Origin of the sequence: Methanolobus chelungpuianus, assembly GCF_024500045.1 — an archaeon.
GTDB classification, from domain to species: domain Archaea; phylum Halobacteriota; class Methanosarcinia; order Methanosarcinales; family Methanosarcinaceae; genus Methanolobus; species Methanolobus chelungpuianus.
The window spans coordinates 286,712-311,369 of sequence record NZ_JTEO01000006.1; the positions used below are offsets into that span (position 1 = coordinate 286,712).

Below are 24,658 nucleotides of genomic sequence, written 5' to 3' on the forward strand. Positions count from 1 at the left end.
AAATAATGGATGATTTTGGTAGAGGGTAGAGAATCATGAAGCTACTTATGTTCGATGCTGGGTACTTTTGGTTTAACACTTACAGCAAAACCATTGAAAATCTGGAAGATATAGAAAGAAAGGAAAAGATAGAGAATACTGCCGTTGTTTTTATTCATGTAGAATCGGAGGATGAAATTAGAAAAAGCAACGTAATCAAAAGTGCGATTGGAAACTTAAAGTGGTATCTTAATAAGGTAAATAAAGACAAGATTGTCTTGCATTCGTTTGCACATTTGTCTTCAAGTAAATCATCCCCGGAATTTGCAATGGAAATCCTTTCTCTGATTGATGAGAAATTGAAAAGTAAAGGTATAAATGTCTATACTACGCCCTTTGGATATTTTTCGGAATTTTCAATCCATGTCCGGGGAGAATCTCTTGCAAAGGTTTTCAAGGAAATATGAATGTTTGAGAAGAACTGCCATCAAACTAAGGTGGAATAATGCGAATCAGAGAAAGCGGTATGCCTGATGAAATTGCGTGGGATAGCTTTTTTGAACCATGTAAGCTCCTTGAAACACTGGGTTTGGATAATACAGTTATAAATGTAGCAGACTTTGGTTGCGGGTATGGGACTTTTGCAATTCCCGCTGCAAAGACAATAAAAGGAAAAGTCTACGCTATTGACATAAATCCCGAAATGATTAAAATCACATCACAAAAAGCAAAATCTTGCGCTTTGGACAATGTTGAAACAATGCTTCGTGATTTTACATTAGAAGGCAGTGGGCTTGCAGACGAAAGCGTAGATTATGTAATTTTGTTTAATATCTTGCACGGAGAAGAACCTGAAAAAATACTCCAAGAGGCTTACAGAATCCTGAAGCCGGGAGGAAAAGCAGGAATAATTCACTGGAACCATGATTCTGCAACTCCAAGAGGACCACCCATGGAAATGCGACCTAGGCCGGAGCAATGTATTAAATGGGCGATATCTTCAGGATTCGAAATTTGCGGTATACATGACTTAAAGCCTTATCATTATGGAGTCACAATTCATAAAAAATAGGATAAAAAAGAGTTTGAAGGCAGTAAGCACTTCTCCAGCTTTTCCTGCTAATTCGGGCCAGAGAGTTCATAGCGACCAAATCCGAAAAAATCTGAGGAGGGCAAATCAAAGGAATTCAGTCAACAGTAAGAGGAAAGAGAAGCTTCATGTACATGAGGAATCGAAGTATATCTTGGCGTGCGGTCAGATTCCCTGATGATATCCTCAAACAACCATGCATCCTTTTCAGAATCCATTATCTTAGGTTTGAGCACATCAATTCCTTTTTCTGCGATGCTGTAGGCTTTGAATATCTGCCTTAGCTGGAATTCACCTACATCAAAGATTCTGCCTATTTCTCTCACACCTTTGGCAAAACTCTGTTCTATCAGTTCATCAGGATCTATCCCTGCATCAAGAGCTTCCTGTGCTACTGTCTTTACGGTCTGTTCATCGAGATCGAGGATGGCATCTTTTGCCCTGTCAAATATCTCGTTATGTACTGAATTCATATAATTTACCTGCTGTTTTTATAGTATTTCTTTCGGGCTCTATACTTTCTGAAGGCCTGCGCATATGTGTCAGAACACATGGACATTATGCCCTTTGACCATTGTATCCATAAGGCACCCTCCAAGCCAGAACCCGGAATCGAACCGGGATAAAATCGCTCTGCAGGCGATTGCGTTAGCCTTTCCGCCATCCTGGCAAGTCGATTTGCATATGGAATCTGACAATACCTTATACTCAAAGTCGATATTTAAACATCGATTTACAGGCAAAAAATGCTCAAAACAGCGATTTATTAACTCGAGCAGTTAGCAGTTATATTTACAGCCAGAATCATGATCCTGCAACATTGTGCAAATATTGCATATACACAAAGAGATGTCTTTGACTTCGCCTTTGCTCAGGTCTTGTGCAATGGACTGAATGGCTTTTTTCACATCAGCTTCAAACTCGATTTTATATCCTCTCTTTTTAGAAAGGTACTGCGAAATTGCAGATGGGGTCGTGTCCAATAAACGAGCAGTCTCTTGCTGAGTCAGCCCAAGATTCACTAGCTCCTCTGCTATTGCTGCTCTTATTGCAGGTAGCACATCCCAAACGATTGTCTGACAAGGTAATTTCATTAAACTGAATTTAGCATTACAACATTAAATCATTATGCCTATAAAATATCCTCATATTGCTTATTTACTGTAGCTATGACCGTGAGTAAGACATTTGAGAGAGGGATTCACACTTACTGCAGTATCAAGCTGAAACTTGAAAGGTTGTTCTGCATGATTTACTTTCAGGGATGCATGTATCTACCTCTTTCGGCATGGTCCTTTATTTGATTCCCATAGCCTCATGAATAGGTCATTCTTCAAAACTTATGGAAAGGTCATACGGTAGCATAGAGAGTAATTTCCTCCTCCAGAATAAGCAAGTAAGCTTCATAATCAAAATTATATATAATTTTGTTATAATATGTCTAACTAAACTTATTATTTAAATCTAGTTTTCAAGGCAAAAAGCGCCCATTAACAAACATCTATTTCACTTCAGTGACATATTGCATCATAATTCCTGTATTCTTATGGCGCAAACTACATCGTGGTTTGAAGAACATTACGCTTGTAAAGGTGGTTTTCAATGTGGGATTATAAACAGGTAATCGTTGTGAGAAAGGACATTGAGATGTCACCTGCTAAACTGGCAGTGCAGGTAGCACATGCATCAATTGGAGGGTTTATAGAATGTGTTGAGCCTGGTGACCGTGGAATAATTATGCATGAATGGTACAAGGACAGCTACCAAAAGAAAGTTGTTCTTCAGGTTCGCGATATAAACGCACTTGAAGAGTTTATTCAATTGGCACACAATCTTGGATACAGGCTTTTTCAGGTAAGAGACGCAGGAAAGACCGAGCTCGCACCTGATACCTTGACCTGCGTTGGATTTGCGCCAATGAACAATGAAAGTATTGATATTCTGACCGGGAATTTAAAGATTTACAGATGATACCTGATTATCTATCAGCTTTCTCAGACAATTGCTCTATTTTTGTTTTGCCGAGAAAGCGCATTTTACCTCCGAGCGGGGGCCACAGAGAACACAGAAAATGGGATTGCTGGGGGCAGCAAGAAGAGCACATGAAAAGAAAGCCTGTAGGTCTGTGTTCTCTGGAGTTGTATCATTATACCTGTGCTCTTTACGATGTTCCTGCAGGGTCATTTTCGATGACAGGGATTATTATGGCAAAAATTGTAAGGGAGGGAAGTCTGTACAAATTCAATCAACAACAGTAGGAAGAAGGCAATGCATCGATCATGTGTGAGATCAAAGGATATGTCGATGTGCCATCAGATGCCACGATGAGATTACCATAAGACAATGCGCTTTTATGGGAGCCGGTTATCGTTGGTCTGAGCACGTTGATTCCCAGTTCCACAACCTGATATGCTTTGAATATCTGTGATAACTGGACTTCGCCTGCTTCAAATGTGGAGCTCAGTTCTTTCATGCCTTCGATAAACCCATGTTCAACCAGGTCAAGCGGGTTGATACCGGCATCAAGAGCTTCCCGAGCTATTTTTCCAACGGCCTGTTCATCAAGATCAATGACTGCATGCCTCGCATAGTCAAAGATCTCTTTAGTTGCTGAATTCATGCTGATACCTGCTTTAATTTGCTTCTTATCTTTTCCTTTAGATAGTTTTCATCTTCTGCTCTTCCAGAGGGCTGAAGACATATAACCAAAGAGCATTTTTTGTTCTTCTTGTATATAGCCCCCGAAGCCAGAACCCGGAATCGAACCGGGATAAAATCGCTCTGCAGGCGATTGCGTTAGCCTTTCCGCCATCCTGGCAAAGTCTTATTCACATATGTGATTCGACAAGAACCTATACTCAATGAAGTTATTTAAATCTCAATTTTGAGGCAAAAAGCGCCTCAAACAAAAAGATAAGTGGCTTCGACAAGAAATCCAAGGTCTTTAGTCATGTTATGGGAGAGGAAGCGGAATCTGCCGCCTCCCCATGCACCGGATGCCAGCGCAGGAAGTACTTCTGGACACGGTCAAACAGGTACATAACTGCTATAACAATCACTGTCATCAGGATCATGCCTGCGATAACTCTGTCGTAGTTTGCAAACTGGTGGTAATACTGGATATACCAGCCAATGCCAGATGTCGCCGCAACCATTTCCGCAACAGTCAGCGTTATGAAGGATAGTATGAGTGATATCATTGCACCCGATAAAATAGACGGCATTGCTGCAGGCAGCAGTATCCTCCTTATCATCTGATAGTCCGACAGTCCCAGAGAGCGTGCGGAGTTAATCAGTCTGGAATCCACCGAGAACACACCATACACACAGCCCACAAGTATTGGCCAGAATGCTCCGATGAAGATCAGGAATACTGAAGATGCCTTGAATGTAGGAAGAAGCACAATGGAATAAGGCATATATACTGTTGCAGGTATGGGAGACAGTGTTTTAGCAACTGGGTAAGCTACATTATATATCCTTTTTTTCCAGCCCGCATAAAGCCCGATAGGAATGGCAAAGACAAGAGCAAGAGAATATCCTGCTGCAAGGATACCCAGAGAACTGACAATACCTCTTAACATCTGTTCCCAGTCTGTCCCGAATACCATGAAAACCTTTGCAGCACCCGGAAAGATAAATGAATCCAGCAGTGCCAGTTTACCAAAGAGCAGTTCCCAGAGAAATATTACTGAAGACAAGATAAGAAAGATATCAGTAGTTGCAACTACTTTCTCTCTATTAAAATGGAGCCTTGCCCCATATATGGCAATGAGCAGAAGGATAACGGCAACAAACACACTCTTATCAGTTGCTATCTGCGTGGGGGAATCCGGAACTGCCAGCGTAAGGATAATTGTGGCAATTAAAATGGAAAAAACAATCCCTGCCCTGAAACGTGAACTTGCCAAATTATGACCCCTTTGGTTTATTTTCCAGCCCTTGTGTGTCTCCAGAAGACTCTCCGTGTAATATTGAAAGCATATAAGCCTTCAGGTCAGTGTAATCCCTGCTGACACTGAGATCTTTGCGGCGTCTTGGACGGGAGAAAGGCACATCGATAATCTCTTGTATCCTTCCCGGAGAAGGCGACATCACAGCTATGCGGTCTGAAAGCAGAAGTGCCTCATCCACATCGTGTGTGACAAAAAGGACTGTCTTGTGCTGCCCTCCAGCTGACCAGAGGCGCAGAAGAAGGTCCTGCATATTGCTCCTGTTAAGCGAATCAAGCGCTCCGAACGGCTCATCCATGATAAACACTTTAGGATCGATCGAGAACATCCTTGCTATTGCAGCACGCTGGCGCATTCCTCCCGACAGGTTGTTAGGATAAGTATCTTTGAACTTCTCAAGCCCGACAAGCTCCAGGAAGCTATGTGCCTTCTCATCTATACTTTTGCGGTCCTTTGTTGTCTTTGTATGTTCGATGGCAAAGGAAATGTTCTCAAATGTGGTCATCCATGGAAAGAGCGAATAATCCTGGAACACTATACCACGGTCAGTCCCGGGTCCGTCCACCGGAACCCCGTCTACCAGAACAGAACCATATGTTGGAGATTTTAATCCTGAGAGCACATCGATTATTGTGCTTTTCCCACATCCTGAGGGGCCAATGAGCGAAACGAACTCTCCGTCCTCAATACTGAGATTCACACCTGAGAGCGCCTGATGGGCTGTACCGTTGTTCCCGTAGGAAAGGGAAATATCCTTAAGATCAATTGTTGCCATTCTCAACACCCCTCAAGATACTGAACTCAAATCCGGGGGAGATATCCGGCAAATCCTTTTCCGAGTAAGTATATATTTTATAAATATTCATTGAATACACCGGTATACAAATGGACAGAATGGATATTATATGCTGGCAACTAAGCAATAATTAGTATATTCATCCGGATTTTGATATTTCAGCGGCAAAGATAGCAAAAAACAGAAAATGAATGGAGTTAACAGGAAACAACTTTAAGACAGTAAAAAGATGAAGACTACAATACTTCATCCATGCTTCCGCTTCTGTATCCTTTGAGATCCAGGGTGATGTAGGAAAAACCATAACTTTGTAGTGACTCTACAATCCTTTCACGGACAAGAATAGCTATTTCGAGTTCATTGGCAACCAGTTCGATACGGGCTATCTTATCATGAAGACGCACTCTGAACTGGGAGAAACCCAGATCCTGCATGAAATCCTCAGCTTTCTCTATCATTTGAAGTTTTTCAATAGTTATTTCCTCACCATAGGGAAAACGTGATGAAAGGCATGCAGACGAAGGCTTGTTCCAGATGGGAATCCCACAGTCTTTAGATATTCTCCTTATGTTATCCTTCTCAAGACCTGCTGTTAGTAAAGGATGGATCAGTCCCTCTTCCTCACTTGCTTTAAGTCCCGGGCGATATTCCCTTAGGTCTGAAGCGTTAATGCCATCGGCAATATTTGAAATCCCCATTTCCTCCGCATGAGCTTTCAGGACCCTTGCTGATGCTTTTTTGCAAAGATAGCAGCGATTTACCGGGTTTTTTCGGAATTCCTCATTTTCCATAATATTAAAAGGTATGATATCACAGGACAAGCCTAGTTCCTCTGCGGTTTTCATTGCTTCCCTGACAGCTCTTCTGGGAACTATGGGCGCATCAAGGAGTATGCATCTGGTGTTTCCTGGAAGTGCTCTTTGTGCTAAGACCGCAAGCAGGGTACTGTCGATACCTCCGGAATACGAAATAAGCATATCATTATTTCCTGCAAGCTCTTTTATTAATGCATCAATCTGATTCTTCTTTTCCATGAACATCTACCAGCCGTTTATGATTTGTAATTTTATTCATGCAGTTTATCTGATGTAACCAAAAACTTTAAACTTGAAAATGTCCTTCACAATTGTGAATAAAGCCACAAAAGGCTCAATTGGTAAAATACCTTGTGCCTGCTGAAGAGTTTCAGCAAGAGCAATGCAGGATAAACGTTTAAAAGAGGAAAAGAATGACAGAAGGAAACAGAAGAGCCGTGTACGCAGATCACGCAGCAACCACTCCAACTCATCCGGATGTTCTGGAAAAGATGATGCCCTATTACTCTGTGATTTTTGGAAATCCTTCGTCGCTTTATGAACTCTCCAATGCATCCCAGCAGGCAATCGGAGAAGCCAGGAAGAATGTAGCAAAAGCGCTCGGAGCTCTGCCGGAGGAAATCTTTTTCACGTCAGGAGGAACAGAATCTGACAATTGGGCTATCAAGGGAGTCGCATATGCCAATATTGAAAGAGGCAACCATATCATAACCTCACAGATTGAGCACCATGCGGTCCTTCATACATGTGAGTATCTGGAAGAACACGGATTCTTAGTCACCTACCTTCCTGTTGACAGATACGGCCGCGTCAGCCCTGCAGACGTTGAAACTGCAATCACTGATAAGACCACACTTATCACAATAATGACCGCAAATAACGAAATAGGCACTATCCAGCCAATACGGGAGATAGGAGAGATAGCACGCAGACACAACGTGTATTTCCATACAGATGCCGTACAGGCTATTGGCGCAGTTCCAATTGATGTAGTATCGATGAACGTAGACCTTCTGTCATTATCTGGCCATAAATTCTATGGTCCGAAAGGCATTGGTGCACTGTTCATAAAAAACGGTGTCAATATCGATTCGTTCCACCACGGTGGCTCTCAGGAGAGAAAAAGAAGAGCCGGTACAGAGAATGTGCCAGGCATCGTAGGTCTGGGGAAAGCTATAGAAATGGCAACAAATGACATTGAATCCCGGAACAGGCATCTCCGAAGGCTTCAGAGCCGCCTCATAGAAAGACTGCTTTCCATCCCGCATACGATACTGAATGGTCACCCTTCGGAGCGCCTTCCAAACAATGTGAATGTCATTTTCGAATATATTGAAGGAGAATCGATCATACTGCTGCTGGATAATTACGGCATTTATGCATCCACAGGCAGTGCCTGTGCATCAGCTTCAGTGGATCCCTCGCATGTACTCCTTGCCTGTGGGTTGCCTCAAGAGATTGCACATGGTTCATTACGACTGACACTGGGAGAGGAGAATACGGATGATGATGTGGATTATCTACTTGAGGTCATTCCTATTGTTGTTGAGCAGCTTAGAAGTATGTCCCCGTTGGCAGCAAAGTAAGTGAAATCCGCATATATATCACGATTTTTTCAGCCGGTTTGAAATGAAGGACTCGAATAATGAATTTGCCAAGAAGTGTGAAACAGTGTTCAATGAAAATGAGTTGCAAAGATATCAGCGTCAGATGATGATATTTGACAGAGATGGTCAGGAACGGTTGAAACAGTCTAGGGTTTTTATCGCAGGCGCTGGGGGTCTGGGTTGTCCCATAGCCCTATATCTTGCAGCTGCCGGTGTGGGACATATCTATATCGCGGACAAGGATGTCATCGAGCAAACCAATCTGAACAGGCAGGTGCTGCACTGGGAAAAAGATGTCGGACGAACAAAAGCATCGTCCATTGAAGAAAAACTCCGAGAAATCAATCCTTATATCAATGTTATTGCCCAAAGCCTGACCATTGACGAGAAAAACATAATGGACCTTGCCAAAGATGCAGATGTAATCGTGGATGCAATGGATAGTTACAATATCAGGTATCTTCTCAATCAGGCAGCTCTCAGGGCAGGAGTACCTCTTGTCCATGGGGCCATAAGAGGCTTTGACGGCCAGGTTACCACCGTCATCCCTGGAAAGACAGCCTGCCTGAAGTGCATTTTTACCCTGGCTCCACCCCAGGAGATCTTCCCGGTGATAGGTGTGGCTCCCGGTATAATCGGACTCATCCAGGCTAACGAGGTGATCAAATGTCTGCTCAGGATAGGTGAACCCCTTGCAAACAGGCTGCTCGTATGGGACGGACTCAATGCTAACATGGAAACATTTACAGTGAAAAGACGTGATAATTGCGAAGCATGTGGTGACATGAGCGATTTAACTAAAGAGATTGGAGAATCATGCAAATAAGATTAAGGACTTTTGCTCAGGTAAAGGAGATATTAGGTGCAGACAGAATGATCGAATGTCCCTATGGAAGCTCTGTGAGATGGCTGCTCAATACGATACGCCAGAGCAGCGCTGAAGCTGATATCCTCTTTGCGGAAAATGGTGACCTGAAGGGTCATTTGATCCGGATGCTAAATAGCATAAGGATTGACAGAGAATATTTTGATAATCTCATTCTTTCAGAAGGGGATGAACTAGCACTCTTCCCGCCTGTATCCGGCGGCTGACTATCGAGGGGAAGATACTTTGATCAGCGTGACGAAGGATGATTTTGATGTTGCTTCCATGATCGAGCAGGCTAAAAAGCCGGCATCTGGAGCGATTGTGACTTTCCTTGGAATAGTCAGGGATGATGATATCGAGCGGATAGAGCTTGAAGTGTATGAGGAAGCTGCCCTTAAGTTCTTGGAGGAGATCAAGGATGTTGCAATGCAGGACTATGCCATCGAATCTGTAGATATAGTCCATCGGTATGGCCCTTTGAATATAGGGGATAACATAGTGCTAATCACTGTCAGCGCCGGGCACAGGAGGGAGGCTTTTTCGGCATGTGAGTTCATAATAGAGCAGATCAAGGAGAAAGTACCTATCTGGAAAAAGGAGGTTGGGAAAGACTTTGAGCGATGGAAATAGGACTGTCTCTAGTTATTCGTGACAAGCTTCCGGATTGAAGTTCAAATCTCCAAACGTGGTTTAAGCTATTTACGTAAATGTTTTGTTTTTATAGATCTTGTAAAGAGCTAGAATGCTGATTATTGTTCATATAAGGATCCCACACAGATTGTTAATCTATATTGCATTCCAAAAAAAGAAGAAATTAACTCCTTTACAAAGAGGAGTTAGTCACCAATGAATACACTGAAGTTTCATCCTTTTTTCAATGAGGGGTCTACACTTTATACTGCAGGAACCTCGCTTGAATAATTATTGATTTCATAAAAACTCTGTCTGGAGTCTATGAAATTGAATCTTTCCATTAATATCTGCTCATCCTTGAGCCGGCTTATCGCATATCGGACAGTTCGTGAAGGAAGTACTGTTTCACGGATTATGTCTTTCTGCGTCATCTGTCCGTTTGCTTTCAGGACATTAAAAACCAGTTTAGCCGACGGTGGCAGCTTTTCAAGCTTAATGTGTTTTATCTCAATTCCATGTGTACTATCAACAAAAACGATTCCTCATTTTGTATCTCCTTGTGTATATAATGTTCTTATTGAACTTAGTCCGCATTAAAACGGACAGTTCACGATTGTGAACTATGAGCATAAAGGAGTATAAGCAATTAAGTCTTTTGGTATTTGATTTACACATTATTTTCCGTTTAAAGTTTCGATTTTCCCGTTTCTGTAGAAAACCTGTTTCGCTCAAAAGAGGACTCTGATAACAGGGTATGGTAACTCAATCCATGCAGTTACCTGCTATTTAATTCCTTCAAAAGTTGAAAAATTGTTCATGCAGACTATTTTTAGAAACAAGGTCAGTTTGAATATGCATATTGAAGTTTTCAAATTTGGAAAAATAAGTTTAACCATAATGGGAATGAATAAATTTATGAGTAAACAATATATGGAAGCATGAGGTGAAGTTGGTGAAAAATATTACATAATGGAATCTCTCGGCAAATTAATTTACAATCAATCTTTATCATGTAACTGCTTTACGGTCAGAAAATATCTAATCTACGATTCTCATCTGCTTTCATATAGTGTTTCCCTACATTGCGTGACATTCGGGTAGAATAAGAAACCTACGATGTAAGTATCAACCTAGCTCTGCTCCAAAAATTGATTTCCTCCTCAAGAGCCCCTTTTATAATATAGGGGAAATGAAATCCGATTAAATAATGCATCAAAAGCAAATAGAGAATTCTGCAAACAGTAGATAACTATCCTTTATGCGGCAGAAATCTCTAGCATCTGCTCACTACGGAAATACTTGGGGTAGTATGATGAACTTCTGTCATTAAGATATCTCTTTCAAACAGGTGTGCCTTAAATATGAGTGCTGGCATGCAGATTTATCATATGATTTGCAAAAATCATGTGTTTCAACATCTCTATAGTCTGTTGGAATGCCCATAACTCCAGTGTTTCTGATCATCTTTTTTCATGTCCTTTCTTAAACAGTTAATGAGCCAACATCAATTACTACATCAATGCACCATCACCTCCATTCTTTATGTTCATTCGTCACCGTGACCGTGCCGAAGGCACAAACGCCTGACAATAAGCAATAGGAAAAACCGGCTTTGGATCAGAGCCAATTTAATAAAAAAGTAGTGTAATTGGGCTGTATTGACAAGAAGGAGTTAATAAGGAGTTTCCTAACTCTTTTATTATCTCCTTAATGGTGTCCAGCATTTCTTCCTTCAATAACAAACATCCATTCTTTTTGTTCTCTTCCTCACTAGGTGCCGAAGACACACATCTGCTGGCAGTAAGAATCAGGAAATTTTATTTTTATGGTTAGAGTGGCTCTATAGGAAATCTAATTTGAATAACTAATTCCTTTTTGAGAATTTGTGGTTGGTTAACATAGAACTAACCATAGCAAATTCTACAAAACTATCATTGAACCCATATCAAAATTATAAATACTATTTCTTCTAACGGTCTTATGGGGAGTTGATGGAATTCGGAGAACTCTCTGATGAACAATGGAAGTTTATAAAGCACACTTACCGCCACAACCTATTTCGGTAGAAGGAGAGTTGATGACCTTAAGGTCGCCAACGACATTCTCTTTGTCCTGATAACTGGTCGCAGGTGAGGAGATATGCCTGGTTGTTACGGTTCTCACTCAATTGCATGGGGAAGTTAAAAAGTGGTCAGAAGATGCAATCTGATATAGAATCGTGAAATCCCTTCGGGATTCCGCTTACAATGAGGGTAAGTTCTCTATGGACATTGTATGTGTTGATAGTACTTTCGTCGAAACAAAAAAGGGAGAAGATTCTGCATACAGCGGCCATAGAATAGGAAAGGTTTAAAGATCCATGCTTGTGCACGCTGTGAAGGATTTCCTTTGACCATTCGTGATTAGAAGCAACATTCCAACCAATATTAGCAATAAGAGAAAAAGGAAAAGAAGCAAATATGCAAGGTTTAACCATGAAACTTATGTTAAAAGATGAGCAATAGAAAGGTTCTTTGCATGGTTAAAGATAGGGTTTAGAAAGTTGGTAAGTAGATATGAAAGATTTGGTGTAGTGTTTAAAGGCCTATTAGATATTGCATGTTTCATGATGTTCTGGAAATAGTTCAAGCAGAATGTTGACACAGACTCTAATACACACATGTCTAAATCAATTTGTAGGTACGTGTTATTGTATGTACATTCCGTTAATAATCAGCATTTCTTTTTATAACTTATAAGAACATTCTGGATTTCTGATTGGTACGAGTCAACGATTGATACTGTAACAAGTTTTATATCTGATAAATACGTTTACCCTTTTGCATGCATATGCATGCATATGATAATACATGCGCATGCGTGAACATATAAATAGGGGTGTAGAATATGTCTAAGAAATCTCAAATGACTTCGAAGGATGCTGCAAGGATACAATCTCATGCAGATAGTACTGGAAAAAATCAAGGCTTCAAAGCAAGAGCACAATCTGCAGCATCTAAACAAAATAAATGAAGGCGGGTTTAAGAACCCACTTTCATCTTTAGAAGGGGACATTATGGACAGTAAGAAAAGAAGCTCGATTGCTATTGAAAGTGATGTTAAGGTAGTATTTGATTGGTCTATGGAAAAATTTGATTCAAAGACAACATCTAAGCATGTACAAAAACTATTGGAAATGGCTCACGATGATAGCTGGTCAAAGCTTATTGAGAAAGCGCAAAAGGCAAAACTGGTCTGCGAAAAGCACAATCTGCCATATGTGACAATATGTGTGGACTGTGACAAGCCTATGTGTCCTAAATGTGATGTAACAGCTCATATTGAGATGGGACATCGTGTCAATAGATTTTGCCGAAAACACGAAGTTGGTTATCACACAGTTTGTTTATTGTGTGAATCAGAAAAATGGACTGATGTCATCAATGTTCCTTTCATAAAACCCGTGGGCTTGAAAGAAAAATTAGAAATTGATGCTGAAAAACTTGTATTAATTGATACAAGAGGAGATTCTGAGTGGTATGAGGGTTATCTTCCAGGTTCAAAACATATCAAATGGTCGGATTTTAGAGACGAAAAGTCTGAAGGATATAATGAATTAAAGGAAATTGTAAAACAAAATCGTGACAAGCAGTTCGTTCTTATAAGCCAGGGCTACCCCAAAAAGAAAAAAGATGAAGTGAAAGGTTCTGCACGGGGATTTCTGGCAGCTGTTGAGCTGAAGACTTTCCATGGAGTTGAAGATGTTGTTGTCCTTGACGGCGGATGGACAGCATTCCATGCCTTATATCCCGAAATTGTTGAAGGGCATAAACAAAATGGAAAGTGTGGAATATGTGCTTATTATAAAAGAAGTTGAGGGTGAACAATGAGTTTTGATGTTATTATTGATGGTGCTAATATTTCCCACGTTACTTCCACAAAGATTGTGGCTGCACGTATAGAACATGCAATCGATGGACTTTCAACATTTGGGCTTGAAGCACATGCAATTCTTCCTCAGTATATGTATAATGGAAAGAACAAAAACAAAAATGTAACAGATGTTTCAGTAATCGATAGACTTCTTTCTGCAAAAAAAATAAGTTTAGTAAACGTAGATGACGATAATATTCTTATATCTGCGGCATTTGATGCAGATTCATTGATTCTTAGTAACGATTCTTTTAGTGACCACATCTCTAAGAGCTGGTGTACTCTTGAATTACGTGATTTTATTAAAGACAGAAGATTATCTTTTTGTTTTGTTGAAGACCGTTTCATCATTCCCCTTTCTGACAGGTGTAAGATAAACAAATATCATATTGAGAAGAAAGGGCATATTCTTGAACAAAATACTGAAACAAAAGTCGTGGATATACCTAACTTCAAAGAGCTTGTCGTAAAAAACCCTACTTGTTCAAGTATTCCTACAGAAAAACTTCCTGAGCCAGTCACTAAGCTACTAGGAATAGTTTCGGATAGCAAAAAGCACAGATTATCGGATGTATCTTCAAAGCTAAAGAAAGAAGCAGGTTTCTCAATAAATGATATTTTTGGCAACACAAAGCGTGCCTCCCTGTTTTTAGAAATACGTGGATTTGAGATAACAGTGAAGAACGATCAATGTTACGTAACCAGGAGTGCAACAGCATGAGAATACTTGTAACTGGCAGCAGTGGTCTGATTGGCACGAAACTTTGCGAACAACTTGAAAGATTAGGCCACTTGGTAAGGAGGTTTGACATCAATCCTTCTTTGTCTACATATTCTGCTCCTGAGGATATCCTTGATGCAGCAGCAAGAAAAGAAGCAATCAATAACATTGATGGTGTAATACATCTTGCAGCAGTGTCCAGAGTAATTGACGCAGAACTTGATTCGGAGAGATGTATCAAGGTAAATGTCAATGGAACTCAAGCACTCATAAGTGATCTGGTCAAGTCTGGTGAATATCCATGGCTCATATATGGGAGTAGCCGAGAAGTTTATGGCATTCCTGAAAAGATACCTGCAGATGAGAATTTGGAGCCCAAACCTGTTAATGTGTATGGTGAATCAAAAGTTGCTGCTGAAAGCTCTGTCAGAGAGTACAACGAGTCTACAGGAGCAACTTCTATTATTTTCCGTTTTTCAAACGTATATGGATCGGTAAACGATCATGCTACAAGAGTCATCCCAGCTTTCATTCGTTCTGCTTTGATTGAAGAGAATATACGCATAGATGGGAATGACCATGTTTTTGACTTTACCCATGTCGATGATACTGTCAACGCAATTATCAAAGCTGTTAGTATGATCGAAATGGGAGTACTCTTAGGATGTCATACACTAAATGTTTGCACAGAAAGAGGTACAAATCTGGGTGAACTTGTGAACATCATTGTTTCAATAACGCATACAAAGCCATCTATTATCCAAGGAGAGCCTCGAAAGTACGATGTCCCATATTTTATTGGCAGTTCCACAAAGTTGTCTCATGTCCTTGGAGTTAATTGCAAGATTGCACTTGAAGATGGTATTACTTTGCTTGTAGAGGATTTCAAGCAGCATTTAGAATCCAGTTCTGCAAAAGGTGTCTCTTCCAGTTCGAGTAGTGAATTGTCAACCAATTGTCCAGCTGAGGAGGGAGTGAATTGAAAATACTTGAGGTGATACATGGATATCCTCCACTTTACAATGCAGGATCTGAGATATATACTCAGACAATTTCGAGAGGGTTTATAGAAAAAGGGCATGATGTTGCGGTATTCACAAGAGAAGAAAACCCTTACAAAAAGGATTTTGACATCAGAGTCGGACATGACCAAGTTGAACCCCTTATTCGACTTTATTTTGTAAACCATGCACGTTCACGAGACAGGTATAGAAATGAAAAGATGGATGCTGCTTTTGCACAGGTGGTGGATATAGAGAAACCCGATATTGTTCACATCGGCCATCTAAATCACCTCTCTACAGGAATACCTGAGATTGCAGGTAAGCGGAGTATACCTGTTGTATTTACACTCCATGATTTTTGGCTTGCCTGTCCCAGAGGACAATTCCTCCAAATGTGTCTCGGTGAAGAGGAAACATGGAGGTTGTGTCCGGGTCAAGATAACAAAAGGTGTGCTGTTCATTGCATGTCTCGGATATGGGGTGGAGTTCCTGCCAATGAAGACGAGGACATTAAGCAGTGGACACGATGGATCGAACAAAGGATGGAACAGATACAAAGGCAGATTAATTTCATTGATCTTTTCATAGCTCCTTCCCAGCATATTATGCAGAGAATGATAGATGAGCTAAATATAGACAAAAAAAAGATTATTTTTGAACCATATGGTTTTGACCTTGGAAGACTTGAAAATAGAGTAAGGACCAAAGAGACAGATTTCTGTTTTGGATACATTGGAAGGATTGCACCTGCTAAAGGAGTAGACCTTTTGATTAAAGCCTTTGGAAAGACAAAGGGAAATGCTCAGCTTAGAATATGGGGTAGAGAGACTGCAGATGTGAAGTATCTTAAAATGATGGTAGAAGACCTGCCAGATAATAGGAAAGAGAAAGTTCAATGGATGCCTGAATACAGAAATGAAGAAATTGTAATCTCTGTATTCAATAATGTTGATGCAATCGTTGTTCCTTCCATATGGGATGAGAATTCACCTCTTGTGATTCAAGAAGCACAGCAAGCGAAAGTTCCGGTGATAACTGCTAACCATGCTGGGATGAGTGAACTTGTAAAACATGAGATAAACGGCCTTCTTTTCAAACATCGGGATGTGGAGGACCTTGCATTAAAGCTCCAATCTGCCATAGACAAATCAGAAGAATTAGTCGAAATGGGCAATTCAGGATATATCAATTCTCAGGACGGAACTATCCATTCAATTGAAAAACATATCAACATATTGAACGACCTGTTTGCCAATCTGGTAAAGACAAGATCAGAGGTGTGTTCGCATGGAGAATGATAATTCAGGTCCATGGCGAATCACTTTTGATATGAATCCTGATGATTGCAATCTCAACTGCATAATGTGTGAGGAACATAGTTCCTTCAACAAGGCTAAGAACAGTTCTATGAAAAGAAGGATGGATATTGATGTTATTCGAAAGACGGTTGTACAGTTATCAAAAAGAGGCTTGATCGAAATAATCCCCTCAACAATGGGAGAGCCATTACTTTATCGACATTTTGATGAGATAATCAAAATTGCCCGTGAGAATGAAGTTATGATCAATCTCACAACAAATGGTACATGGCCAGGAAAAGGAGCCGAAATATGGGCCAGAGAATTGTGTCCAGTATGTAGTGACATTAAGGTTTCATGGAATGGAGCTACTCGGGAAACCCAGGAGTCAATTATGAAGGGATCAAACTTTTATAAAGGACTCGAAGAACTTAGATCTTTCATAAAAATAAGGGATGATATCGCGGAATCAGGGGATAATAGATGTCGATTAACACTACAATGCACATTTATGGAAGCAAATCTGATTGAACTCCCGGCACTTGTTAAGATGGCTGCAGAACTTGGAATAGATAGGGTAAAAGGTCACCATATATGGGTGCATTATCCAGAGACAAGTAAATTGGATTTGCGTAGATCAAAAGAATCTCGCCTGCGATGGAATAAAATTGTAGACAAATGTGTGGAGGTATCTGAAAGATACAATCTTCCAAGTGGGAAACATGTAATTCTTGAGAACTTTGTACATTTGCCTGAAGCCGAAGATTCAACCTTGCCAACTGAATGGAATTGCCCATTTTTAGGGAAAGAAGCTTGGGTTAATCATGAAGGAAGATTTGACCCATGCTGTGCCCCAGACCCAGAAAGGAAGAAACTTGGTGAATTCGGTTTTGTAACCCAGAAAGGTGGTTTGGAATATATTTGGCATGGTCCAAAATATACCGAATTGGTAACGGGATACAAAACTTATCCTGTATGTGAGATATGCAACATGCGAAGACCTGCAACAATATGAAGGAGGAGTAATTGTGCAAAAATCGAATTCACGGTCAAGTTTGAAAGATTCTTGTAAACCCAATACTGTTGAATCATGGAAAAATTCACGCATATCTATCGACCGTACGCATCATGTTTTAGCAAAAAGTTCTCTGTACGATGCTAGATTTGACGAAGTACTTGCATTCCATCCTCCCGGATTTGCTCCTGTTAGAAAAGCAGAGGAATGGTTTTACATAAACCCTAATGGAGAAACGGTCTTTGGTAGGAAGTTCACAAGAGCATTCGGTTTTTATGAAGGCAGAGCTAGTGTAAAAATGGATAATGATTGGTACCATATCGATGAAAACGGTAATCCTGCATATGAGAGAAAATTTGCTTGGTGTGGGAATTTTCAATATGGACGTTGTACCGTTAGAGAAAATGATCTCATATATCACCACATAACTGTAGATGGCGATGATGCTTATCCCGAAAGATATTGTTACGCAGGAGATTTTAGGGAAGGTTCAGCTGCAGTTAAGCTGGCTAATGGCCTTTGTACTCATATTGATGAAGATGGGAAGACCATTCATGGAGAGTACTATCTTGAACTTGATGTCTATCACAAAGGATTTGCCAGAGCACGGGACGAAAAAGGGTGGTGTCACGTTGATTATTCAGGTAAGCCTGTATATCAAAGACGATTCCAATCAGTTGAACCCTTTTATAATGGTCAGTCTCTATGCAAAGACAGCAATGGTAAATTTGTTATCATTGATGAGAATGGTTCAGAAATCATGGAGCTTCCTTCCGAATCATCAAAATCAAAACTTAGTGGTCCAAAGATATTAATCATTGGAACTCTTGGTGCTGGCAAGACCACTATTGCAAAAATGATGGCTGAACACGTGGGATTGTCTTTTGTTAGTATAGATGGTTTCAGGCAATTATTTGGAGACGGAACTGTTACAGGAGAATATAAAGCATGGGAAAGTTTCATTGAAACATGTGAAAGGCCTGAAGGATCTGTTCTTGAATTCTCAGGTGCAGGACCTCATACTTACGCCGTGCGTGAAGCACTTTTGAATTCAGGAATGCCTGTTATTTTGATCTGGCTTGACACTCCTCCGAAGATTAGTACCATGAGGATTTTAGATCGAACCAATAAGGTTCCGACACCTTTCCCATGGGGCGACCTCCATGAATCTGCAGATTCCATCTACAAAGGAATTGAAATGACATGGTCAGAAATATGGACTGCAAAAAAAGAGATACAGGCAGCTATATTTGAAAATGATGGTACAAAGTCAATTGAAAGCATCTATGATGAATTGGTGGGATTTGTGGATGGTGAACTGAAATGTTAACTCACGATGTAATCAATCATATGAAAGAATTCGCCAGGAATAATGATGATATTGAAGGTCTTGCAATCTTGGGTTCCCATGCAAGAGGGGATGCCGGACCAAAAGCTGATATTGATCTTGTTCTTTTTGTCCCCAAAGCAATGCCTGAAAAGATTCTGAGTGAGGCTATGGATTTTCTCTTTCCATTTAATGAATTTGTTATTAAACCCGATACTAAAAAATGGATAATCTTTCTTGGAAGTGAATTCCTGAGGGTTGATTTGAATGCAATTCAGGAAATTTCAGATATCAAAGTGATGTATCAAGGTTCACTAATAGACAATCCTGATAAAGCAGTCCTGATAGATAAAAAAGGATTTTTGATCAATACTTTCAGGGAATGGAAAGATGAAACAATTAAAGGAAAAATTGACCTTTTCTCTCTTGTAAATGTAGAAGTAGAGAAGTTTTTGGATGCTTTTGAAACCGCATCAAGATATGCTAACCAAGGCGACGTCTTCAGATTTTACTTTAGTTATAACCTGGCATTTACAAGATATGCTCGCCTTGTGCAACTAGAAAAAGGGAATGATTCATTTTTATACACACCAAGAAGATTCCTGGAAGACATGAGTACTGATCGGCAAAGATCCACAGAAAGACTTGCTTCTACATTGAAACTATCAGACATCCCTCCCAAATTGGAGCATATGACCGCAGAATTCTTACTGACCTATGGTCATCTTTACGCAAAATATCCCGAACTTCCAAGAAATCCACGAGAAATATTCACATTCATAAGAAGTGTCCTAAACAGGGATATGGTGTGGAATTTAAGGGATGTAGCTTGGGTAGCTCCTGATATCTTACAGAAAGGAAAACTATATCGATCATCCACACTTTCCAGGTTTGAATCAAGAAGGGAGTATGAGTTATTGATCAAGCAGCTGGGAATTGAAAGGATTGTAGATCTTCGTCTTGAGCATGAAATTTCCCGGTATCCCTATACAAAATATACCTATGAACTGCTTGATGTCCAGCATTTAGGTATGAATACAAAATTAAGCGCTCCTTTCGTTTTTGGACCATTGACAAGTTCTTTACATGCAGACCTACTGAACAACACGGATGTGATTAAGCAATTCTTTGCATTTCTTGCGAAGAAAGTCCCAACTCTCGTGCACTGCCATTCCGGTAAAGATAGAACTGGTGTGTTGATTGCTCTTGCAGAACTTATTGCAGGGGTTCCTGAGGAATTAGCAAAAAAGGATTTTCTAGCAACAGGAATGGATTTGAAAGTAAAGGATGCAGATAATCTGTTTGGAAGAATAGAAGAACTTGGCGGGGTTCATAGCATACTGCAACAAATCGGAGTGCCTCAGGAACATGTCATGGCTGTAAGGCAATGGCTCGGAAATGAATGCTAAACTACAGAGGATAAAATGCTTACGATTGGCATATACGGAATCACTGACACTACCTACTACGAAGAAAGACCTACTTATGCACATGACCATTCCATTGTGATTATGAAGAATGGAGAAGTTGTAAGTGCGGTTCAACTGGAAAGGTACACAGGAATTAAACATGATAACAAATTATCTCTAAGCATAACATCAATCATTGAAAAATATGCTGATATTAGTGAAGATATCAGAATAGTATCTGTGAATTCATTTTTGGGTAATTCTTTTATTTCTTCCGATGGCAATCTGAGAATTGAACCTCTTTCAAAGATGAATGTAGAGGACATCATTGTACCTGCATATTGCAAATACTATTTTGATGGCCTGAATGAAAAAAAGGTAAAAGCATATGTGATGTGTCATGAATTTGCCCACGTTGCATCATGCCTGCCTTTTATCGGAAAATTGAAGAGTAATAGTCTGATGGTCCATATAGATGGAGGAGCCTATAATTCCAGCTCTTCTGTTTGGTACTATGATGGTAAATGCATTCAATGCTTGGATTACAATTGGAATGAACTAAAAGATGTGATGAATAATTTTAATTCAAATCCACTTGTATGCTTTATTCTAGGGCATGAACTCAAAGACCATCTATCAATTCCAGGGAAGCTGATGGGATACAGCTCATATGGAGAAGCAAATCCAGAAATTATGGACTGGCTTCAGGAAAACTCTTTCTTTTTAGATTTTCAAGGAAACGAAGATGAATTGCTTGATATTATAAACATACATTTCAAGACCGATTTTAAACGATTCGACATTCACAATTTATTTTTCATGGATATTGCTGCATGTATCCAAAAGGATTTCCAGGAAAAGATATTTACCTTTATTGAAAAATGGTCCAACAAAACAGGAGTTGAATACCTTTACTATTCCGGAGGTGCAGCACTCAATATTATAACGAATTCAATGATTGAAGGTAGTGGTTTGTTCAAGGAAATATTTGTACCTCCAGCTGCAAGTGACTGTGGTCTAGCATTGGGGGCAGCGGCATATCTGGAATACCTTGATCATAGTGAAATAAAAAAGCAATCACCGTTTTTAAATAATTTTGACGTACCTTCATATTCAGAACTGTCGGAAATCGATCTTGAAGAAGTGGCAGAACATCTCCAGGAAGGAAAAATCATAGGGATATGTATGGGAGCAAGTGAGATAGGTCCCAGGGCCCTTGGTCATCGAAGCATAATTGCAAGAGCTGATGATATTGGAATCCGAAAAAAAGTAAGTGAGGATATTAAGAAACGTGAATGGTATAGACCTATAGCTCCTATTGTAGCAGATTTTGTTGCTAAGGAAATTTTCACCAGGGACATTTGTGAAAGCAATCTAGCAGCCTATATGCTTGGACAATATATCGTGAAGGAAGAATATAGGTCCTATCTTAAAGGGGTAATTCATGTAGATGGGAGTGTAAGGGTGCAGGTAATAAAAGCAGGTGATGAAGGAAACAAGAACCTTTATTGTCTGCTAGAATTAATGTACCAGAAATTCGGAACTTTGGGTTTGATCAATACTTCTTTCAACGTAAATGGAAGCCCAATTGTACACTTTCATGAAGATGCCTATTCATCTGCAAAAAAAATGGGACTCGATGGAGTTGTGGTTAGTGATCGTTTTTATAAGTTTGAATAGAGCAACATTGCGTTCGTAATAGTTTGTGTTCAGAAGGTTGAATTTTTGTATCCATTGCTTTAATTCTTACATATTTGAGTTACTCATCAACCCTGCAAGAATAGATACATCTGCTTTATTGAATCTACATAGACTTAACTAATGCATAATATGAACTATTTGCTATGTCGAGCATACAATAAATCTGACAACTGATGTTTGAAGTCAGGATCGTATTTGGAAGAATTTTCCTGCTCAAATTTTTTAGCTAGCAGAATTAGGAATTCTTTAAAAACCGATGCTGGGATATTTGACTTAATTTGATTTACGATATTTAAGCAAACTGCAAGCTCCTCTCCTTTTATACCGTAGCCATATGATGGATTCAAATGATCAAAAGTCAAATCAAAAGCGTGCCATAAACCACTGTTATCAGACTTAAATCCTGTCTCTACATCGCAAGGAACTCCTGTATAATAGCAAAGAAAGTGATGATTTCCAGTTGGATCAATGAATGATGCTTTTTTTAATGCTTTTTTCACTTCTCTAGAATTGAAGTTCTTTTTTTTCTTATTAAGATCGACTATTTCTTTACATCTTCTACAAAGTATGTCATCACCAGATTTAGGTAATTCTTCTGAAAAAGAGACTCCACAAATACTACATGGTTTTTCCACATTGTCACCTATCTCAAAATTAAATGTTGGTATTTTCGACTGATTGGCACCTCATCTTAAGGATTAATCTTTTTTGTTTAATCTCAATCTTATACTGAATCGAAAAACTTCACCGCAAAATTACAAAAATCAATTATAACATCTTTATCTAATTCGAATTCCTCTCTATTACCTAGATAATTATGGCATGTTGGAGTAATCTCTTTGCCATTTTTAAGTTCTTCATATGAAATGCATTTTATGTGCTTTTTTGACACGATAACGAAATAACAATTTTCATATGGATAATCTTCAGGTAGCTCCTCGAACTTAAACTCTTCACTTTTTCTGAATTTGACTTCAATAAAAAAGACTTTGTCGTTTTTTTGAATTACAAAATCTGGCATGCGCCTTATATTAGTTGCCACATCACTTCTTACTCCTTTTAAAAGCTTCATTATTCCTGGAACTGTGTTTTCCATGCCATACCTGAAAACAGAATAATCAAGAGATAAAAAGAGTTCTTCAACTAAAGTTTCAGCAATCCTGCCTTTAATCATGCTTTCTTTGTAGTAATGTTCTCTTTTTGATAAACCATTCTGAGAATTTCTTTCAAAATCTTTTGTATTGCTTGAATCATCATCGGGTTTTTTAATTTGACTGTTGGAAGCTATGAAATCCTTTTGGTGTTTTCGGCATAAGGCACAATTGTAATTATTCATTGAATAATCATATTCTCTTGGAGTAATCACTTCTTTGCATTTGGAACAAAAATAATCCATAAATTCACCTATAATTGCTTTATTCTATATAATTAGCAATTATATTTAAATTGAATGAATAACTTTAGTTAAGTGAGAATATCTGTTGTGAGAAGGATAATATGAAAGGTGACACTAAGTACACTAAAGATTCTCTTAAAAATGAAGCAATGCAAGATATAATAAAAGAAATCAGAACCTGTGATCTTGCCTGCTACACAGACAGATACACCTTTCCATTAAATAGTCGTATAAACGGAAAGCAGCGCCAGATCAGCGTTGATGAATTGATAAATGGCAGTCCCTTGGTTGATGATTGGAGAGGTCAACCTGTACTATTCGTTTCGCAGGCACCATCCAAGCAAGCCTGGGTAGATAATGAACTAAGCTCCCAAAATAACTCGTTCCTAACCGATTTTCTACTTCCTAAGATATATCCTAATCAGAATTTGAGTGAAGCACTTGAACACTGGAAACAATTGGTCTTCTGGGTGCACACTGCGAACTGTTATCCTTTTGTGCACACCACTGGTAGAAGCAAGGGCAGGGACAAGGCCCCTGATTTAAGGTGTGCCAACAAATATCTTGACCGTGTGGTCAATAACATGAAACCTGAATTGATCATCCTGATGGGTGGAAGTTCAACCAAGTTCTTCTCAAGTTCAATACGATTGCTTACCGAGAATCGAAAGCATTACCCTCCTCTAAAAGATGTCTTGGAATGGCAATATTCCAACGGAAACAAACTGATGATAAGTTCTAAAAATGGAAGCAAAGAATACAGGTCGATTGTTATTCCACATGCTGCTAATTGGGACCAGTTGAATGAGAACGAGAAGTACGCTTATGATCTGGTGTTCCAATCTTTGAAGGATATTTAAAAACAATTTTAAGACTACGAGTGTTTTTATTAACACATGTTCAGAATTTGAGATTCAATTTAAGAAAAGTGCAGATAATCTATTAACCTAACCTTTAGAAAGAGTATTCTGGATTCATCCCCTGTCAACCAGCAGTAGCAGTGGTCAGAGAAATAGTGGCGGTTCGTATATACAAACAATCTACGACAGGTTATCCATGAAATAGATAACAAAGGAACTGATGAAATCAGCAGTGAATATTTTATCCAAAAGTATTTGTCTTATTAAACTAATA

The 24,658-nt window shown here is 39.4% G+C and carries 26 protein-coding genes and 2 tRNA genes; 17 read left to right on the forward strand and 11 right to left on the reverse strand.

The annotated features are described in order from the left end of the window. Positions 1-35 precede the first annotated feature (35 nt). The gene (locus tag PV02_RS11710) at positions 36-446 is read left to right on the forward strand and encodes a threonyl-tRNA synthetase editing domain-containing protein (protein WP_256623597.1); all 411 of its coding nucleotides are present in this window, start codon (positions 36-38) and stop codon (positions 444-446) included. 38 nt (positions 447-484) lie between these two features. Next, positions 485-1,051 carry a class I SAM-dependent methyltransferase gene (locus PV02_RS11715; RefSeq protein ID WP_256623598.1) on the forward strand — a complete coding sequence of 189 codons (567 nt, stop codon included), beginning with the start codon at positions 485-487 and terminating at the stop codon, positions 1,049-1,051. A gap of 119 nt (positions 1,052-1,170) precedes the next feature. Here the strand turns inward: PV02_RS11715 and PV02_RS11720 are convergent, their stop codons facing one another. From PV02_RS11720 to PV02_RS11730, 3 genes are all read right to left on the reverse strand, one after another. Further along, the gene (locus PV02_RS11720) at positions 1,171-1,542 is read right to left on the reverse strand and encodes a B12-binding domain-containing protein (protein WP_256623599.1); all 372 of its coding nucleotides are present in this window, start codon (positions 1,540-1,542) and stop codon (positions 1,171-1,173) included. Between the two features lie 124 nt (positions 1,543-1,666). Further along, positions 1,667-1,739 (reverse strand) — tRNA-Cys (locus PV02_RS11725). A gap of 109 nt (positions 1,740-1,848) precedes the next feature. Further along, complete coding sequence (locus PV02_RS11730) at positions 1,849-2,163, reverse strand: transcriptional regulator (RefSeq protein ID WP_256623600.1); 315 nt, start codon at positions 2,161-2,163, stop codon at positions 1,849-1,851. 508 nt (positions 2,164-2,671) lie between these two features. Between PV02_RS11730 and pth2 the strand changes: the two genes are divergently transcribed. Continuing rightward, a complete protein-coding gene (pth2, locus tag PV02_RS11735; protein WP_256623601.1) occupies positions 2,672-3,040 on the forward strand; it encodes an aminoacyl-tRNA hydrolase in 369 nt (122 codons plus the stop codon). 274 nt (positions 3,041-3,314) lie between these two features. Here the strand turns inward: pth2 and PV02_RS11740 are convergent, their stop codons facing one another. The 3 genes from PV02_RS11740 to PV02_RS11750 form a co-directional block, all read right to left on the reverse strand. Next, positions 3,315-3,689: a B12-binding domain-containing protein gene (locus PV02_RS11740; RefSeq protein WP_256623602.1), complete on the reverse strand. Its 375-nt coding sequence runs from the start codon at positions 3,687-3,689 to the stop codon at positions 3,315-3,317. Positions 3,690-3,814: 125 nt separating this feature from the next. Further along, a tRNA-Cys gene (locus PV02_RS11745) sits at positions 3,815-3,887 on the reverse strand. Between the two features lie 130 nt (positions 3,888-4,017). After that, complete coding sequence (locus tag PV02_RS11750; RefSeq protein ID WP_256623603.1) at positions 4,018-4,680, reverse strand: ABC transporter permease; 663 nt, start codon at positions 4,678-4,680, stop codon at positions 4,018-4,020. On the opposite strand from PV02_RS11750, the gene PV02_RS11755 reads away from it, so the two are divergent. Next, positions 4,679-4,987, forward strand: coding sequence for a hypothetical protein (locus PV02_RS11755; RefSeq protein ID WP_256623604.1), 309 nt, complete (start codon positions 4,679-4,681; stop codon positions 4,985-4,987). The genes PV02_RS11750 and PV02_RS11755 overlap by 2 nt on opposite strands. On the opposite strand, the gene PV02_RS11760 is transcribed toward PV02_RS11755, so the two are convergent. Next, positions 4,982-5,797, reverse strand: a complete 816-nt coding sequence (locus PV02_RS11760) for an ABC transporter ATP-binding protein (RefSeq protein ID WP_256623605.1) — start codon at positions 5,795-5,797, stop codon at positions 4,982-4,984. The two genes, PV02_RS11755 and PV02_RS11760, sit on opposite strands and share 6 nt — an antisense overlap. 257 nt (positions 5,798-6,054) lie before the next feature. Then, a complete protein-coding gene (larE, locus tag PV02_RS11765; RefSeq protein ID WP_256623606.1) occupies positions 6,055-6,852 on the reverse strand; it encodes an ATP-dependent sacrificial sulfur transferase LarE in 798 nt (265 codons plus the stop codon). Between the two features lie 194 nt (positions 6,853-7,046). Between larE and nifS the strand changes: the two genes are divergently transcribed. Genes nifS through PV02_RS11785 form a run of 4 tightly spaced genes read left to right on the forward strand, consistent with a single transcriptional unit; the run spans position 7,047 to position 9,738 of the window. Then, positions 7,047-8,219, forward strand: a complete 1,173-nt coding sequence (gene nifS, locus PV02_RS11770; protein ID WP_256623607.1) for a cysteine desulfurase NifS — start codon at positions 7,047-7,049, stop codon at positions 8,217-8,219. 43 nt (positions 8,220-8,262) lie between these two features. Next, on the forward strand, positions 8,263-9,066 hold the full coding sequence (locus PV02_RS11775; protein WP_256623608.1) for a HesA/MoeB/ThiF family protein: 804 nt from the start codon (positions 8,263-8,265) through the stop codon (positions 9,064-9,066). After that, complete coding sequence (locus tag PV02_RS11780; protein WP_256623609.1) at positions 9,057-9,332, forward strand: MoaD/ThiS family protein; 276 nt, start codon at positions 9,057-9,059, stop codon at positions 9,330-9,332. Before PV02_RS11775 ends, PV02_RS11780 begins: the two co-directional genes overlap by 10 nt. 28 nt (positions 9,333-9,360) lie before the next feature. After that, positions 9,361-9,738: a molybdenum cofactor biosynthesis protein MoaE gene (locus tag PV02_RS11785; protein WP_256623656.1), complete on the forward strand. Its 378-nt coding sequence runs from the start codon at positions 9,361-9,363 to the stop codon at positions 9,736-9,738. A 263-nt stretch (positions 9,739-10,001) separates the two neighbouring features. Here PV02_RS11785 and PV02_RS11790 read toward each other — a convergent pair whose 3' ends face one another. Beyond that, positions 10,002-10,280 (reverse strand): MarR family transcriptional regulator, encoded by a 279-nt coding sequence (locus PV02_RS11790; protein WP_342765645.1) that lies wholly within the window; start codon positions 10,278-10,280, stop codon positions 10,002-10,004. A gap of 2,399 nt (positions 10,281-12,679) precedes the next feature. On the opposite strand from PV02_RS11790, the gene PV02_RS11795 reads away from it, so the two are divergent. From PV02_RS11795 to PV02_RS11830, 8 genes are read left to right on the forward strand one after another with little or no spacing between them, the layout of a single operon-like run. Next, positions 12,680-13,597 carry a rhodanese-like domain-containing protein gene (locus PV02_RS11795; RefSeq protein ID WP_256623610.1) on the forward strand — a complete coding sequence of 306 codons (918 nt, stop codon included), beginning with the start codon at positions 12,680-12,682 and terminating at the stop codon, positions 13,595-13,597. 9 nt (positions 13,598-13,606) lie between these two features. Next, positions 13,607-14,374 carry an NYN domain-containing protein gene (locus tag PV02_RS11800; RefSeq protein WP_256623611.1) on the forward strand — a complete coding sequence of 256 codons (768 nt, stop codon included), beginning with the start codon at positions 13,607-13,609 and terminating at the stop codon, positions 14,372-14,374. Beyond that, on the forward strand, positions 14,371-15,357 hold the full coding sequence (locus PV02_RS11805; RefSeq protein ID WP_256623612.1) for an NAD-dependent epimerase/dehydratase family protein: 987 nt from the start codon (positions 14,371-14,373) through the stop codon (positions 15,355-15,357). Before PV02_RS11800 ends, PV02_RS11805 begins: the two co-directional genes overlap by 4 nt. After that, positions 15,354-16,676, forward strand: a complete 1,323-nt coding sequence (locus PV02_RS11810) for a glycosyltransferase family 4 protein (protein ID WP_256623613.1) — start codon at positions 15,354-15,356, stop codon at positions 16,674-16,676. Before PV02_RS11805 ends, PV02_RS11810 begins: the two co-directional genes overlap by 4 nt. Further along, positions 16,666-17,691, forward strand: a complete 1,026-nt coding sequence (locus PV02_RS11815) for a radical SAM protein (RefSeq protein WP_256623614.1) — start codon at positions 16,666-16,668, stop codon at positions 17,689-17,691. The genes PV02_RS11810 and PV02_RS11815 overlap by 11 nt, the downstream gene beginning before the upstream one ends. 13 nt (positions 17,692-17,704) lie before the next feature. Next, entirely contained in the window at positions 17,705-19,021 is a 1,317-nt protein-coding gene (locus tag PV02_RS11820; RefSeq protein ID WP_256623615.1) for a WG repeat-containing protein, read from the forward strand. Positions 19,022-19,041: 20 nt separating this feature from the next. Further along, entirely contained in the window at positions 19,042-20,427 is a 1,386-nt protein-coding gene (locus tag PV02_RS11825; RefSeq protein WP_256623616.1) for a tyrosine-protein phosphatase, read from the forward strand. A gap of 15 nt (positions 20,428-20,442) precedes the next feature. After that, positions 20,443-22,107, forward strand: a complete 1,665-nt coding sequence (locus PV02_RS11830) for a carbamoyltransferase C-terminal domain-containing protein (protein WP_256623617.1) — start codon at positions 20,443-20,445, stop codon at positions 22,105-22,107. 155 nt (positions 22,108-22,262) lie between these two features. On the opposite strand, the gene PV02_RS11835 is transcribed toward PV02_RS11830, so the two are convergent. Then, complete coding sequence (locus tag PV02_RS11835) at positions 22,263-22,763, reverse strand: hypothetical protein (RefSeq protein ID WP_256623618.1); 501 nt, start codon at positions 22,761-22,763, stop codon at positions 22,263-22,265. 89 nt (positions 22,764-22,852) lie between these two features. Then, positions 22,853-23,524 carry a hypothetical protein gene (locus PV02_RS11840; protein ID WP_256623619.1) on the reverse strand — a complete coding sequence of 224 codons (672 nt, stop codon included), beginning with the start codon at positions 23,522-23,524 and terminating at the stop codon, positions 22,853-22,855. Between the two features lie 101 nt (positions 23,525-23,625). On the opposite strand from PV02_RS11840, the gene PV02_RS11845 reads away from it, so the two are divergent. After that, complete coding sequence (locus PV02_RS11845; RefSeq protein WP_256623620.1) at positions 23,626-24,384, forward strand: uracil-DNA glycosylase family protein; 759 nt, start codon at positions 23,626-23,628, stop codon at positions 24,382-24,384. The last annotated feature ends 274 nt before the right edge of the window (positions 24,385-24,658 follow it).

What these genes read in the sequence shown, in the direction of transcription:
- PV02_RS11795 (WP_256623610.1), top strand. Translation starts at nt 12,680, where the DNA reads ATGCAGATAGTACTGGAAAAAATCAAGGCTTCAAAGCAAGAGCACAAT.
- PV02_RS11825 (WP_256623616.1), top strand. Translation starts at nt 19,042, where the DNA reads ATGAAAGAATTCGCCAGGAATAATGATGATATTGAAGGTCTTGCAATC.
- PV02_RS11750 (WP_256623603.1), bottom strand. Translation starts at nt 4,680, where the DNA reads ATGGTATTCGGGACAGACTGGGAACAGATGTTAAGAGGTATTGTCAGT.
- pth2 (WP_256623601.1), top strand. Translation starts at nt 2,672, where the DNA reads ATGTGGGATTATAAACAGGTAATCGTTGTGAGAAAGGACATTGAGATG.
- larE (WP_256623606.1), bottom strand. Translation starts at nt 6,852, where the DNA reads ATGGAAAAGAAGAATCAGATTGATGCATTAATAAAAGAGCTTGCAGGA.
- PV02_RS11760 (WP_256623605.1), bottom strand. Translation starts at nt 5,797, where the DNA reads ATGGCAACAATTGATCTTAAGGATATTTCCCTTTCCTACGGGAACAAC.
- PV02_RS11755 (WP_256623604.1), top strand. Translation starts at nt 4,679, where the DNA reads ATGAAAACCTTTGCAGCACCCGGAAAGATAAATGAATCCAGCAGTGCC.
- PV02_RS11715 (WP_256623598.1), top strand. Translation starts at nt 485, where the DNA reads ATGCGAATCAGAGAAAGCGGTATGCCTGATGAAATTGCGTGGGATAGC.
- PV02_RS11800 (WP_256623611.1), top strand. Translation starts at nt 13,607, where the DNA reads ATGAGTTTTGATGTTATTATTGATGGTGCTAATATTTCCCACGTTACT.
- PV02_RS11845 (WP_256623620.1), top strand. Translation starts at nt 23,626, where the DNA reads ATGAAAGGTGACACTAAGTACACTAAAGATTCTCTTAAAAATGAAGCA.
- nifS (WP_256623607.1), top strand. Translation starts at nt 7,047, where the DNA reads ATGACAGAAGGAAACAGAAGAGCCGTGTACGCAGATCACGCAGCAACC.
- PV02_RS11775 (WP_256623608.1), top strand. Translation starts at nt 8,263, where the DNA reads ATGAAGGACTCGAATAATGAATTTGCCAAGAAGTGTGAAACAGTGTTC.
- PV02_RS11780 (WP_256623609.1), top strand. Translation starts at nt 9,057, where the DNA reads ATGCAAATAAGATTAAGGACTTTTGCTCAGGTAAAGGAGATATTAGGT.
- PV02_RS11805 (WP_256623612.1), top strand. Translation starts at nt 14,371, where the DNA reads ATGAGAATACTTGTAACTGGCAGCAGTGGTCTGATTGGCACGAAACTT.
- PV02_RS11720 (WP_256623599.1), bottom strand. Translation starts at nt 1,542, where the DNA reads ATGAATTCAGTACATAACGAGATATTTGACAGGGCAAAAGATGCCATC.
- PV02_RS11740 (WP_256623602.1), bottom strand. Translation starts at nt 3,689, where the DNA reads ATGAATTCAGCAACTAAAGAGATCTTTGACTATGCGAGGCATGCAGTC.
- PV02_RS11815 (WP_256623614.1), top strand. Translation starts at nt 16,666, where the DNA reads ATGGAGAATGATAATTCAGGTCCATGGCGAATCACTTTTGATATGAAT.
- PV02_RS11730 (WP_256623600.1), bottom strand. Translation starts at nt 2,163, where the DNA reads ATGAAATTACCTTGTCAGACAATCGTTTGGGATGTGCTACCTGCAATA.
- PV02_RS11830 (WP_256623617.1), top strand. Translation starts at nt 20,443, where the DNA reads ATGCTTACGATTGGCATATACGGAATCACTGACACTACCTACTACGAA.
- PV02_RS11840 (WP_256623619.1), bottom strand. Translation starts at nt 23,524, where the DNA reads ATGGATTATTTTTGTTCCAAATGCAAAGAAGTGATTACTCCAAGAGAA.
- PV02_RS11710 (WP_256623597.1), top strand. Translation starts at nt 36, where the DNA reads ATGAAGCTACTTATGTTCGATGCTGGGTACTTTTGGTTTAACACTTAC.